This is a genomic window from Geodermatophilus sp. YIM 151500 (assembly GCF_025716945.1).
In the GTDB taxonomy this organism is placed as follows: Bacteria; Actinomycetota; Actinomycetes; order Mycobacteriales; family Geodermatophilaceae; genus YIM-151500.
In genome coordinates this window covers 30,217-43,722 of record NZ_JAOVZT010000020.1, presented here as the reverse complement: position 1 = coordinate 43,722, position 13,506 = coordinate 30,217, and the positions used below count along the sequence as shown (strand labels likewise).

12 protein-coding genes are annotated in these 13,506 nt (G+C 72.4%); 9 read left to right on the top strand and 3 right to left on the bottom strand.

From position 1 onward, the window contains the following. Positions 1-191 precede the first annotated feature (191 nt). Complete coding sequence (locus OF117_RS21195) at positions 192-800, bottom strand: PadR family transcriptional regulator (RefSeq protein ID WP_263554843.1); 609 nt, start codon at positions 798-800, stop codon at positions 192-194. Positions 801-1,098: 298 nt separating this feature from the next. On the opposite strand from OF117_RS21195, the gene OF117_RS21190 reads away from it, so the two are divergent. The 3 genes from OF117_RS21190 (at position 1,099) to OF117_RS21180 (ending at position 5,604) form a co-directional block, all read left to right on the top strand. Beyond that, entirely contained in the window at positions 1,099-1,512 is a 414-nt protein-coding gene (locus tag OF117_RS21190; protein WP_263554842.1) for a DUF5318 domain-containing protein, read from the top strand. 335 nt (positions 1,513-1,847) lie between these two features. After that, positions 1,848-4,055 (top strand): transglycosylase domain-containing protein, encoded by a 2,208-nt coding sequence (locus tag OF117_RS21185; protein ID WP_263554841.1) that lies wholly within the window; start codon positions 1,848-1,850, stop codon positions 4,053-4,055. A 121-nt stretch (positions 4,056-4,176) separates the two neighbouring features. Continuing rightward, entirely contained in the window at positions 4,177-5,604 is a 1,428-nt protein-coding gene (locus OF117_RS21180) for a glycosyltransferase family 87 protein (RefSeq protein ID WP_263554840.1), read from the top strand. Positions 5,605-5,691: 87 nt separating this feature from the next. On the opposite strand, the gene OF117_RS21175 is transcribed toward OF117_RS21180, so the two are convergent. Then, a complete protein-coding gene (locus OF117_RS21175; protein ID WP_263554839.1) occupies positions 5,692-6,504 on the bottom strand; it encodes a deoxyribonuclease IV in 813 nt (270 codons plus the stop codon). Between the two features lie 216 nt (positions 6,505-6,720). Here OF117_RS21175 and rpsF point away from each other — a divergent pair, with 216 nt between their 5' ends. The 6 genes from rpsF to OF117_RS21145 all read left to right on the top strand — a co-directional run bounded on the left by rpsF (position 6,721) and on the right by OF117_RS21145 (position 12,474). After that, positions 6,721-7,008 (top strand): 30S ribosomal protein S6, encoded by a 288-nt coding sequence (gene rpsF, locus OF117_RS21170; protein ID WP_263554838.1) that lies wholly within the window; start codon positions 6,721-6,723, stop codon positions 7,006-7,008. 2 nt (positions 7,009-7,010) lie between these two features. Further along, complete coding sequence (locus OF117_RS21165) at positions 7,011-7,496, top strand: single-stranded DNA-binding protein (RefSeq protein WP_263554837.1); 486 nt, start codon at positions 7,011-7,013, stop codon at positions 7,494-7,496. Positions 7,497-7,604: 108 nt separating this feature from the next. Next, a complete protein-coding gene (gene rpsR / locus OF117_RS21160; RefSeq protein ID WP_073422051.1) occupies positions 7,605-7,841 on the top strand; it encodes a 30S ribosomal protein S18 in 237 nt (78 codons plus the stop codon). Positions 7,842-7,852: 11 nt separating this feature from the next. Further along, entirely contained in the window at positions 7,853-8,299 is a 447-nt protein-coding gene (gene rplI, locus OF117_RS21155; RefSeq protein WP_263554836.1) for a 50S ribosomal protein L9, read from the top strand. Between the two features lie 265 nt (positions 8,300-8,564). Then, positions 8,565-8,987 carry a nuclear transport factor 2 family protein gene (locus OF117_RS21150; RefSeq protein WP_263554835.1) on the top strand — a complete coding sequence of 141 codons (423 nt, stop codon included), beginning with the start codon at positions 8,565-8,567 and terminating at the stop codon, positions 8,985-8,987. 838 nt (positions 8,988-9,825) lie between these two features. Further along, a complete protein-coding gene (locus OF117_RS21145; protein WP_263554834.1) occupies positions 9,826-12,474 on the top strand; it encodes a replicative DNA helicase in 2,649 nt (882 codons plus the stop codon). 460 nt (positions 12,475-12,934) lie between these two features. On the opposite strand, the gene OF117_RS21140 is transcribed toward OF117_RS21145, so the two are convergent. After that, a complete protein-coding gene (locus OF117_RS21140; protein ID WP_263554833.1) occupies positions 12,935-13,441 on the bottom strand; it encodes a GNAT family N-acetyltransferase in 507 nt (168 codons plus the stop codon). Between the last annotated feature and the right edge of the window lie 65 nt (positions 13,442-13,506).

Genomic DNA, 13,506 nt, shown 5'->3' with positions numbered 1-13,506 from the left:
GATGCCCGGCTCGGCGTCCCGGTAGTACTCGACGCCCTGCACCAGCGACGCGGCGCAGTTGCCGACGCCGACGATGGCGACCTTGACCGATCCCATGGACTCTTCCTCTCTTCGGACCGCGAACGGTCGGTTGGCTCGGACCGCGGACGGCCCTGGCGTGCGGTGTCGGGCGGCGGAAGGCCGCCCGCCGTTCAATCGGGACGCCGGTCGCGCCCGGGGGCTCCGCCGTGGGCACTGGTCTCCCCCGCGGCCGAGCGTCGCTCGGAGTCGATGAGCTCCGAGAGCCAGCGGACCTCGCGGTCCACGGACTCCAGCCCGTGGCGCTGCAGCTCGAGGGTGTAGCGGTCGAGCCGCTCGCGGGTCCGCGCCATGGAGGCACGCAGGCCCTCCCGCTGCCGCTCGACCGTGCGCCGCCGGCCCTCGAGGACGCGCAGCCGCACGTCCGCGGCGGTGTGCCGGAAGAAGGCCAGCCGGACGCCGAAGAGGCCCTCGTCGTCGTAGGCCTCCGGACCGGTCTGGCTGACCAGTTCGTGGAAGCGTTCCTTGCCTTCCGCGGTGATCGTGTAGACCACCTTGCCGCGCCGGCCGGTCAGCGGGGGTGCGTCGGCCGGCAGCAGCGCCTTCGGATCGGGCTCGTCGGTGGTGACCAGCCCGGCGGCGTGCATCCGGCGCAGCGCCGGGTAGAGCGAGCCGTACGAGATGCTGCGCAGCCCGCCCAGCACGTGCGCGAGCTCTTTGCGCAGCTCGTAGCCGTGCATGGGTGACTGGTGCAGCAACCCCAGGATGGCGAACTCGAGCACGCCCGCCTCCTCCGACCGCCCCGGCCTCCGATGTATCGGGACGATACATCCGCGCGACACCCACCGGGCACCCCGTCGCGCCCGCCCGGTGCCGCGTGGCCACGAGCTCGCCGCGCGGCCGCGGACCGGCTGCCCGCGTGCCAGGCCGTCGTCGGTTCCACGTGGAACGAGGCGTCGGTCGGGCGACGCCGTCCCCACCGGCGACCGATGTGACGGAAGGGTCCCGATGTGCCCTCGCGGGGGGTGTCGACGGTTGCGGACCGCCCGGCCGGGGGCGTCGGTGCGTACATTGGCGCCCGTGCCCGGACGCCGATCCGTCGTGGACTACTCGCTGCAGCGGCGAGCCGTCCTCGCCGACGTGTACGCGGGGCGCACCGGCCTGTTCGAGGTGTGCGACGCCAGTCCCTACCTCTCGCGGGCGGCGAAGTACCACGGTCGACCGACCGATGTGGCCTGCCCGGTGTGCCGCAAGGAGCGGCTCACCCTGGTCAACTACGTGTACGGCGAGCACCTCGGCCCGACGGCCGGCCAGGCCAAGACCGAAGCCGAGCTGGCCCGGATGGACGCCGCGCAGGACGAGTTCTCCGTCTACACCGTCGAGGTGTGCCGCGGCTGCGGCTGGAACCACCTGGACTGCTCGTTCGTCCTGGGGGCCGAGCCCGTCCCCGGTCGTCAGCCCCGGAGGAGCCGTCGCCGGGCGGCCACCGAGTAGTCGCCGGGCGCACGGGCGACCGCGCGGCTCACCCCGCGGCGCGCCGTCCACCGATCGGAGCGGGCCGCGTCTCGTCCCGCCGGAACAGCTGAAGACGTCGCGCTGCGAACGAGGCCGGCCCGGCTCCGGCCCTCCCCAGTCAGAGAGGTAACCCCCGCGTGCCCAACCCCGACGAGACCACGCCCGTCGCGCGTCGCGCCGGATCGGTCCGCCGTCCGCCACCGGCCCGGACCCGCAGCACCGGTGGTGGCGGCCGAGGCCGGACGACGGCCTCCCGCGGCGGCGGATCGGCCGGGCAGCGGGGTCGGGCCCCGGCCGGGGCGAAGCGGCGCCCGGTGGGCAAGGCCGCCCGCAGCAAGCAGCAGCGTCGCCGTCGCACCGCCAAGGTCGTGGCGGGCCTGCTGGCCGGCATGCTGGTGCTGCTCGGGGTGTTCGTCGGTGTGGTGTACGCGAGCACCGAGGTGCCCGACCCCAGCGCCATCCAGTCGAAGCAGACCACGGTCGTCTACTACTCCGACGGCGTCACCGAGATGGCCCGGCTGGGCGACGAGAACCGCACGAACGTCCCGCTGGCCGAGGTGTCGGAGGCCGCGCGGCAGGCCGTGCTGGCGGCGGAGAACCGCAGCTTCTACACCGACCCGGGCATCTCGCTGACCGGCATCGTCCGTGCCACGTGGAACAACCTGACCGGCGGGTCGACGCAGGGCGGTTCGACGATCACCCAGCAGTACGTCAAGAACGCGATCCTGGAGAACGACGACCAGACGTTCGCCCGCAAGTTCCAGGAGCTGTTCCTGGCGATCAAGCTGGACAACAACTTCGAGAAGGACCAGATCCTCGAGAACTACCTCAACACGATCTACTACGGCCGCGGCGCCTACGGCATCGAGTCGGCCGCGCAGACCTACTTCGGGGTGCCGGCCGCGGAGCTGACCGCCGAGCAGGGCGCGGTGCTGGCCGTCCTGGTCCGCAGCCCGTCGCGGTACGACCCGGAGGTCAGCCCCGAGGACGCGCAGGACCGCTGGGGCCGCGTGCTCGACGGCATGGTCGAGGAGGGCTGGCTGGCCGGCGAGGAGCGGGCGGCCATGACCTATCCGGCGGTGCTGCCGAAGTCGGGGTCGTCCCTGGGCATCCCCGCCGGCCCGGAGGGTCTCGTCGTCAAGGAGGTCAAGGAGGAGTTGCTCGGCCCGCGCTACGGCTACACCGACCAGCAGGTCGACGCCGGGGGGCTGCGGATCACCACCACGATCGACAAGCCCGCCCAGGACGCCGCGGTCGCCGCGGTGACCAACGTGATGGACGGCGAGGACGAGGTCCTCCGCGAGGCGCTGGTCGCGATCGACCCGCGCACCGGCGGTGTCCGCGCCTACTACGGCGGCCCGGTCGGCACCGGCATGGACTTCGCGGAGGCCTACCGGCAGCCCGGCTCGTCGATGAAGCCCTACGTGCTCGCCGCCGCCCTGGAGCAGGGCATCAGCACCCAGGCCCGGCGCGACGGCACCTCGCCGCAGCGGTTCCCGGACCGCGAGGCCCCGGTGCGCAACTCGGGCAACGCCCAGTGCGCCGCCTGCACGCTGCGGGAGGCGATGACCCGCTCGCTGAACACGACCTTCTACGGCCTGGCCTACGAGGTCGGCCCGAAGACGGTGGCCGAGACCGCGCGCGCCGTCGCCGGCATCCCGGAGGTGTGGGAGACCGGTCCGTTCGCCGGCAACACCTCGCTGGCCACCAGCGGGGGCGTGACCGGCTCGTCCATCGGCATCGGCGAGTACGAGGTGCGCCCGATCGACCAGGCGCACGGGTTCGCCACCTTCGCCGCCGGCGGGGTCGAGCGCGACCCGTACTTCGTCGCTCGGGTCACCGACAACGAGGGCACCGTGCTCGTCGAGAACCCCGGCGAGGAAGGCGAGCAGGTGATCCGCCCCGAGGTGGCCAACGACGTGACCTACGCGCTCACCGACGTCGCCGCCTACTCGAAGCGGTCGCTCGACGGCGGCCGCGAGGTCGCGGCGAAGACCGGCACGCAGGGGCTGGACGCCGAGAACAACTCCGACGCCTGGATGGTGGGCTACACGCCGTCGCTGTCGACGGCGGTGTGGATCGGCACCGACCAGCGGTTGCCGATCGTCAACTCCGACGGCGGGATCATCTACGGATCGGGTCTGCCCGGCGCGATCTGGCAGGAGTTCATGGAGACGGTGCTCGCCGGGACGCCGGAGGAGGACCTGCCGGACTCCCCGCGCATCAAGGGCGACACCGGCGAGGGCGTGCCCGCGCCGGAGCCGACCCGGACGGCTCCGCAGACGACGGACGCGACCTCCGACGCGACCCCGAGCGACCCGGCATCGGCGACGACGTCCCAGGCACCGACCTCCGTCCCGCCCGGAGACCCGACCAACCCCGGTGGACCGACCACCCAGCCGCCGGGCCAGACCCCGCAGACCCCGAACCCCGCGGTGCCGCCGCCCGCCGGCGGCACCGGGGAGGCGACGCCGTCGGGTCGGGCACCGGCCACCGGGCAGGCCGCCCCGTCCGGGCAGTGACCCGACCGGGGCCTCGGGCGGGCCGGCGATGACCGAGGGCCGTCCGGCGCCGACCGGCCGCGGGCCGGCGACCGCGCCCCGGCCGTTCCCGGCGCGCCGGCCGCCCCGCCCGGACCGGGTGGTGCCCAGCTGGGTCGACCCGGTGGTCCGTCAGGCCAGCGAGGCGGTGGGCGGCCCGTGGGGACGGCACGCCGCGACGGGCCGGGCCCTGTTCTGGACGCCGTTGCGCGTCTGCCTGATGTTCACGAGCGTCGTCCTCGCGCTGGCCTGGTTGAAGCAGGCGCCCTGCGCGGCCGGCGACTGGAGCGGCTCGCGCCAGTACACGCACTTCTGCTACTCCGACGCGGTGCCGCTGTTCGGCCTGTACGGGCTGGACCAGGGCGCGCTCCCCTACCTCGACGTCCGGGTCGAGTACCCGGTGCTCACCGGCGGGCTGATGGCCGTGGCGGTGGCCCTCTCGCGGGCCTACGACGGCGCGGCGGAGGCCATCGGCGTGCTCCCGGACCTCCCCGCGGTGCAGAGCTACACGGCCGTGACCTGCCTGCTGCTGTCGGTGTGCGCGCTGCTGGTCACCCGGGCGACGCTCGGGCTGACCGGGCGCCGCCCCTGGGACACCGCGCTGGTCGCGCTGTCGCCGCTGCTGTTCGTGCACGCCTTCACGAACTGGGACCTGCTCGCGGTCGCGCTGACCACGTTCGGCATGCTCGCCTGGGCCCGGAGCCGGCCGGTGGTGGCCGGCGCGCTCTTCGGCCTGGCGATCGCGGCGAAGTTCTACCCGCTGCTGCTGCTCGGGGTGCTGTTCGCGCTCTGCCTGCGGGCGGGGCGGCTGCGGCAGTGGGCGGTCACGGTGGGCACCGCGACCCTCGCCTGGGCGGCGGTGAACGTGCCCGTAGCGCTCGCGGCCCCGGAGGAGTGGGCCTGGTTCTTCGTCTTCAGCCGCGAGCGCCGGGCCAACCCCGAGTCCATCTGGAACATGCTGCTGCAGGCCAGCGGCGGGCAGCTGTTCGACGGGCCGCTCGCCGAGGGCGAGGTACCGAGCGTGCTCAACACCGTGGTCGCCGTCGTGATGCTGGCCCTGGCCGCCGGCGTGGCCGGGCTGGCCCTGGCCGCCCCGCTGCGCCCGCGGTTGCCGCAGCTGGCCTTCCTGCTCCTCGCGGGGTTCCTGCTGTTCAACAAGGTGTGGAGCCCGCAGTTCTCGCTCTGGCTGCTGCCGCTGGCGGTGCTGGCCCGCCCGCGCTGGCGCTCGCTGCTGCTGTGGCAGGCCACCGAAGTGCTCGTGTGGATGCTGACGATGCTGCACTACCTCGGCACCGCCAACCGCGGGGTCGAGGTGGAGTGGTTCTTCCTCGCCGTCGGCCTGCGCGACGTCGCCCTCGTCGTCCTCATGGCTCTGGTCGTGCGTGACGTGCTGCGTCCGGACGACGACGTCGTGCGCGCGAGCTGGCCGGGGGTCGACGACCCCGCCGGCGGTCCGCTCGACGGCGCCCGCGACGTCGTGGCATTGCGACGCTCCGCACCGCACCGCGACCCGGTGCCGTCCCCCGGTTGAGCGGAGCCCTGCGCCCGGTCGTTCCTCGGGGGATCCTGCGGGCCCCCGCTCGATCACGACGCCGCACCGCGACCGAGTGGTCCCTGATCAGCCGAGGGCCGAGCGCAGGACGGCGATCTCCTCGGCGTGACCGGCGGCGTCGCCCGGTGTCTCGAGCACGACGGGGCAGTCGGCGGCCCGGGCGACCTCGACCAGCAGCTCGGTGGGGATCTCGCCGTCGGTCAGCGGGGCGTGCCGGTCACGGCTGGAGCCGTGCGGGTCGCGGCTGTTGTTCAGGTGCACCAGGTCGAGCCGGCCGGTGATCCGGCGGACGTCGTCCACGGCGGTGGTCAGGTTCCAGCCGGCCGCCCACGCGTGGCAGGTGTCGAGGACGAACCCCGCGCCGAACGCCCCGACGGCCTCGAACAGCCGGGCGATCGCGTCGAGGTCACGGGCCATCGCGTTGCCGCCGCCGGCGGTGTTCTCGATGAGCAGGGGGAGGCCGAAGCCACCTTCGTCGGCCTGCCGGGCGAAGGTCTTGCGCCAGTTGTCGACCCCCACCGCCGGGTCGTCCTTGGCCAGCACGTGCCCGCCGTGCACGACGAGGCCGCGCGCGCCGACCGCGGCGGCCGCCTCGGCGTGCTTGGCCAGCAGTTTGCGGCTCGGGATGCGGATCCGGTTGTTGGTCGTCGCCACGTTGAGCACGTAGGGGGCGTGCACGACCACCATGACGTCGCCGGCACGCAGGGCGTCCGCGTCGGGCCGGGGCTTGGGCGCCGTCCAGCCCTGCGGGTCGGCGAGGAAGACCTGGACGCCGTCGGCGTCCATCTCGGCCGCCCGGGCCAGCGGTCCGCCGTCGTCGAGCTCGTTGTCGTCGGTGAGGCCGGGTCCGACGTGGACGGCGATGGGGTGGCGGGTCACGTCGGCGACCCTAGTTCCGGGGTCGGACGGCGGTCGGGCCCCCTGCGGGCCTCACCCGTGCCTGTGGACGACGGCGGAGGGCGCCCGGGCCCGCTGGTAGCCTTGACCCGCGCGTTCCGCCGTCCGCCCGTGGACGAACGGGACGCGCGACGCGTGCACGACCCTCCTGCCGCAGAACTACTGCGGCCGCCCAGACCAGAGGAGGTGGGGTTCTCCGTGCGTCACTACGAACTGATGGTCATCCTCGACCCCGATCTCGAGGAGCGCACCATCGCTCCCTCGCTCGACCGGTTCCTCACCGTGGTCACCAACTCCGGTGGCACCGTGAAGACCGACATCTGGGGCCGTCGCCGCCTGGCCTACGAGATCAACAAGCAGATCGAAGGCATCTACGCGGTCATCGACATCCAGGCCGAGCCCGCGGCCGTCGCCGAGCTCGACCGGCAGCTCAACCTCAACGAGTCGGTCCTGCGCACGAAGCTGATGCGCCCCGAGGTCCACTGATCATGGCCGGCGAGACCGTCATCACCGTCGTCGGCAACCTGACCGCCGACCCGGAGCTGCGCTTCACGCCGTCCGGGGCCGCGGTCGCCAACTTCACGGTCGCCTCGACGCCGCGCACCTTCGACCGCCAGAGCCAGGAGTGGAAGGACGGCGAGGCGCTGTTCCTGCGCTGCAACGTGTGGCGGCAGGCCGCCGAGAACGTGGCCGAGTCGCTCACCCGCGGCTCGCGGGTCATCGTGTCCGGGCGGCTCAAGCAGCGCTCGTTCGAGACGAAGGAGGGCGAGAAGCGCACCGTCGTCGAGCTCGAGGTCGACGAGATCGGGCCTTCGCTGCGCTACGCCACCGCCAAGGTCACCCGCGCCTCGCGCGGTGAGGGCGGTGGCGGCGGTTTCGGCGGCGGGGGCGGCGGCTTCGGCGGCAGCGGTGGCGGTGCCGCCAACGACCCGTGGTCGACGCCCGCCGGTCCGTCCGACGAGCCGCCCTTCTGACCGGACCCCTCTGCCCCGCGCCTCGCTCCGCTCGGCGCGGGTCCTTGCAGAGGGGCCGTTCCATCCAGCGACTTTCAACGCATCTCCCCTAGCTACTGGAGAACTCCGGTGCCCAAGCCACCTGTCCGCAAGCCCAAGAAGAAGGTCTGCCAGTTCTGCAAGGACAAGGCGACCTACATCGACTACAAGGACACGACCCTGCTGCGGAAGTTCATCTCCGACCGCGGGAAGATCCGTGCCCGCCGCGTGAGCGGCAACTGCAGCCAGCACCAGCGCGACGTCGCCACGGCCGTGAAGAACAGCCGTGAGATGGCGCTATTGCCCTACACCTCCACGGCGCGCTGACCATGACCACGATGAAGCTGATCCTGACGCAGGAGGTCACCGGTCTCGGGTCCTCCGGTGACACCGTCGAGGTGAAGGGCGGCTACGGCCGCAACTACCTCCTGCCCCGCGGGCTGGCCATCAAGGCCACCCGGGGTGCCGAGAAGCAGGTGGAGGCGCTGCGGCGGGCGCGCGCCGCCCGCGAGGCGACCTCGCTGGAGGAGGCGCAGACCGTGGCCGGCCGGCTCGCCGAGCTGACCGTCCGCGTGCCGGCGCGGGCCGGCGAGGGCGGCCGGCTGTTCGGCCGGGTCACCACCGCCGATGTGGCCGCCGCGGTCGCCGCGGCCGGCGGCCCGGAGCTCGACCGCCGGCGCATCGAGCTGCCGAGCAGCGTCAAGACCACCGGCCAGCACACCGTCACCGTGCGAGTGCACCCGGAGGTTGCGACCCAGCTGAAGATCGAGGTCGTCCCCGGCTGATCCAGTCGGAAATTCCGCCCGTGAGGGGCGTCGGACGGGTTCCGGCGCCCCTCACGGCGTCATCGCGGGCTGCGGAGACCGGGGCGGCGTGCTCCGGTGGCCGTCATCGGAGCTCCTCGAGTGCACCGACCTCCGGCGTAGGCCTCGTTCCAGCATGACCCGGCGTGACCGCTGTGGAGCATTGACCCAACGGGGGCGGCCGCTAGGCTGACGAGTTCCCGATGCTGGTGTCGTTGCAGCACCAGCGAGGCACGAGGGTGGCGTCATGAGTCAGGTGCTCAGCAGTCAGGCCGGCCCGGCGGACGCGGTCCGCGAGTACGACGAGGTACGCCGGGTCGTGGAGCTCTTCCTGGACGGCGAGTCGAAGGGTGACGCGGCGAAGCTCCGGGAGGCCTCGCACCCCGACGCCCGGATGTTCGGGTCGGTCGGGGGCACACGCTACGACATGCCGATTGCCGAATTCGTCGAGCTGGCGGTGAAGGAGCCGGGCGACACGGGCAACCACCGGGCGCGCGTCGTCTCGGTCAAGCAGACCGGAGACGCAGCCGTGGCCGAGGCGGCCGAGGAGGGCTACTGGGGGTCGCTCTCCTTCGTCGACCACTTCCAGCTCGCGCGCATCGACGGGACCTGGAAGGTGGTCAGCAAGCTCTTCGCCCACACCGGCGGGGACGTGCCTGCGTCGACGTAGCTCGTACACGCGCCCTCCCGGGATGCCGTCGCCCCCATCCCGGGGTCACCGTTGCCCCGACGTCCGCCCGCTCGAGATGTCCAGCACCCCTCCGCCTGCTGTTGCGGTGCTGACGGAATGACGGCAGGCGGCGCTCGCGGCCGGGCCGGCGCAGCCGCGGTCGATCGGCAACGGCCGACGTGGTGTCACCCCTGGAGGGCCGGAGCCCGCCGGGCGTTCGGGCCCGACCCGACCCGCCGCCGCCAGATCAACGTGGAGCGGCTGACCAGGGCGGTGAGCAGCTGTGCTGCCAGTCGGCGGGGTCCGCGTCGCGCAGACGTCGTCTGTGGAGGCGGCACGTACAGCGAATGGCAGGCGGCGCGGATGGCAGTCTCGCCCGGGATCCGCTCGAGCGCAGGACGACGCGTATCGACGACACGTGACGGCTGGGGCTCGTGGGCCTCGGGCACGACACGCCGGGGGACGACACGGCGACTTCTTCCGGATTTTCCTCGTCCACACCCGGTGGGTGGTCTCCGCGCTGGTCGGGCGCGAGATGTCAGGGGAACCCTCCCGACGTCCCCCGCTGTCTCCACATGTCGACATGTGTATGTCCACCGACTTGTCCACAAGTTGTGCAGAACCGGGTGCACAGCGGTGTTGGACTGGTCCGTCCGCTCTTCCTAACGTCCACGCCGTCCCCTCCCCGACCCCGGAACTGTCGGTGCCGAGGGGTAGCAACACCTCGAACAGGCGTTCGAGGCAGGTGTACGCGTTCTGGTGCTTCCCCCACCAGGCCCCGGCCGATCGGTCGGGGCCTGTTTCGCGGGTGCGCCGGTGAGTGGATGGAGGACCCACCGTGGCGGTGGCCGACGAGTTCAGCCGACCGTCCCCGACGGCGCCGGAGTACGACCGGCAGCCGCCGCAGGACGTCGCGGCCGAGCAGTCGGTGCTCGGCGGCATGCTGCTGAGCAAGGACGCGATCGCCGACGTCGTCGAGGTGCTGCACTCGGCCGACTTCTACCGGCCCGCGCACGGCGTCATCTACGACTGCATCCTCGACCTCTACGGCCGCGGCGAGCCGGCCGACGCGATCACCGTCGCCGCCGAGCTCAACCGCACCGACCAGCTGTCCAAGATGGGCGGCGCGGTCTACCTGCACACGCTCATCCAGTCGACGCCGACCGCCGCCAACGCCGGCTACTACGCCGCGATCGTGGCCGAGCAGGCCGTGCTGCGGCGGCTGGTCGAGGCGGGCACCCGCGTCGTGCAGCTCGGCTACGGCGCCGCCGGCGGGCGGGGCGACGTCGACGACATCGTCGACCGCGCCCAGCAGGAGATCTACGACGTCACCGAGAAGCGGATGAGCGAGGACTACTCGCGCCTCGAGGACATCCTGCAGCCGACGATGGACGAGCTCGACGCCATCGCCTCGCGGGGCGGCTCGAGCGTCGGCGTGCCCACCGGCATCCGCGATCTCGACGAGCTGACCAACGGCCTGCACGCAGGGCAGATGATCGTCATCGCGGCCAGGCCTGGGGTCGGCAAGAGCACCTTGGGGCTAGACATTGCGCGGTCGGCCGCTATCAAGCACCACAAGGCGACCGTCATCTTCTCGCTGGAGATGAGCAAGTCCGAGATCACCATGCGGCTCCTCTCGGCGGAGGCGAAGGTGCCGCTCCACCACATGCGGGCGGGCACGCTGTCCGACGAGGACTGGTCGAAGCTCGCCCGCCGCATGGGCGAGGTGGCCGACGCGCCCCTCTACATCGACGATTCGCCGAACATGACCATGATGGAGATCCGGGCCAAGGCGCGGCGGCTCAAGCAGCGCAACGACCTCCAGCTCGTGGTCATCGACTACCTCCAGCTGATGACCTCCGGCAAGCGGGTGGAGAGCCGCCAGCAGGAGGTCTCCGAGTTCTCCCGGGCGCTGAAGCTGCTGGCCAAGGAACTGCAGGTCCCGGTCATCGCGATGAGCCAGCTGAATCGCGGGTCCGAGCAGCGTCAGGACAAGAAGCCGATGCTGTCCGACCTGCGCGAGTCCGGCTGCCTGACCGCCGACACCCGGATCCTCCGCGCCGACACCGGTGCCGAGACCACGATGGGCGAGCTGTTCGAGTCCGGCGCACGTGACGTCCCGGTCTGGTCGCTCGACGAGAACCTCCGCTACGTCCGCCGGCACCTGACCCACGTCTTCTCGACCGGGCGCAAGCCGGTCTGGCAGCTGACGACGTCGTCCGGGAAGACCGTCCGGGCGACGGCGAACCACCCGTTCCTCACCTTCGACGGATTCCGTCCGCTGGGGCAGCTGGCGCCCGGCGACCGCATCGCCGTCCCCCGGCACGTGCCCGGGCCCGACCGGATGACCGTCTGGGCGGACGAGCGGGCCGTCCTGCTGGCCCATCTGATCGGCGACGGCAGCTTCGTCGAGCGGCAGCCGGTCCGCTACGCGTCGGTGGACGAGGCCAACCTGCGCGCGGTGACCACCTCCGCGCTGCACTTCGGCGTGGTGGCGGTGCGGGACGAACATGCAGCGGCGCGATGCACGTCGCTGCGCTTGCGTGCTCCCTTCCCGCTGACCCACGGACGGCGCAACCCGATCGCCGCCTGGCTCGACGACCTGGGACTGTTCGGGCTCCGCAGCCACGAGAAGTTCGTACCCGAGCCGGTGTTCAGCCTTCCCAAGAAGCAGATCGCGCTGTTCCTGCGGCACCTGTGGGCCACCGACGGATCCGTCACCGTGAACGAGAACGGTCGAGGCGGCCGCATCTGCTACGCATCGACCAGCCGGCAATTGGTCGACGACATCTCACGGCTGCTGCTGCGCTTCGGTATCTCCTGCCGGATCCGGCGCACGCGGGAAAGTGGATACCGCGACGGCTGGACGCTCGACGTCAGCGGCTGCGACGACCAGCGCCGATTGCTGAGCGAGATCGGCGTGCACGGCGCTCGCGGCGAGGCAGCCGAGCGGCTGCTCGCCATCGTGCGCCAGTTGTCGGCCAACACGAACGTCGACACCGTGCCGGTCGAGGTCTGGGAGAAGGTCAAGGACGTCCTGGAAGAGCGGGGCATGAGCCACCGCGCTTTCGCCGCGGCGATGGGCACCGCCTTCTGCGGCAGCTCGCTGTGGAGGTGCGCCCCGAGCCGCGAGCGGCTCGGGCGGGTTGCGGAGCTCCTGGACGACGCCGACCTGGAGATGCATGCGGTGAACGACCTGCTCTGGGACGAGGTCGTCTCCATCGAGCCGGGAGTCGACGAAGAAGTATTCGACGCCACCGTGCTCGGCGGACACAACTTCGTGGCGAACGGAATCGCGCTCCACAATTCGATCGAACAAGACGCCGACATGGTCATGATGATCCACCGCGAGGACATGTACGAGAAGGAATCCCCGCGGGCGGGAGAGGCCGACATCATGGTGGTCAAGCACCGCAACGGCCCGACGGCCAATGTCACCGTCGCCTTCCAGGGCCACTACAGCCGCTTCGTGGACATGGCCACCTGATGGCCATCGTCGACGACTCGCCCAGCCGGGAGCGCCTCGGCCGGGTCGTCCAGCTGCTGCGCGGTGCCGACGGCTCCGCCGAGCCCTGGCCGAGCCGCCGCTCTTCGCTGCGGCCGCCGGTCCGGCGTCCCGCGAGGATTCTCGCCACCGCACCGCGGGCCATGCCCGGTGACGGATGCCGGCAGGATGCTCCGTCGGCGGATCGCGAACCGGTCTGCGACGGATGACGCGCGCGGATCCGGGTGACCGTCAGGACCCGACGGGAGCACCACCGCCGAACCCATCGGTGCTCCGCCAGCTCCCGCCCGGCCTCCGTGTCGCCGTCCCGGAGCGACGGCGGCCCGGCGAGCATCCGCTCGTACCGGCCGGCGGCCGCGGCGAGGTCGCGCACCGGGATGCCGGCGTACAGATCCAGCGCCACGGCCGCACGCTGACCGGGAGGGGCCCGGTGAGGACCGGGTCAGCCGACCGACGACTCCTCGACGAGCGACAGGTGCATGACGTGCAGGCCGACGAACCCGTGCTCGGCATGGTTGAACGCGCCCGGCACCGTGCCGACGATCCGGAAGCCCAGCGCCTGCCACAGCCGCACCGCCGCCGTGTTCGTCTCCACCACGGCGTTGAACTGGATGCCCCGGTACCCGGCATCGCGCGCCCACTGCACGACGTGCTCCCCGAGCGCCCGGCCGACGCCGCGGCCCTGGTGGCCGGGGTCGACCATGAAGCTGGCCGTCGCGACGTGCGAGCCGCGCCCCGGTCGGTTCGGGCCCATCGACGCGGACCCGACGACCCGGTCGCCGTCGACCGCCACGACCGTGCGCCCCGGCGGGGGCAGGAACCACAACGCACGCGCCTGCTCCGACGACAGGTCCTCGGGATAGGCGTAGGTCCGACCGGCCGCGACGATCGCCTCGAAGAACGGGCGGATGGCCGGCCAGTCCCGCTGCCCGGCCTCGCGTATCAACACCGCCCGCAACCTACGCGGCCCGAGGCGGCGCCACCCCGCAGAGCCGGCGTCACAGTCAGCGCCGT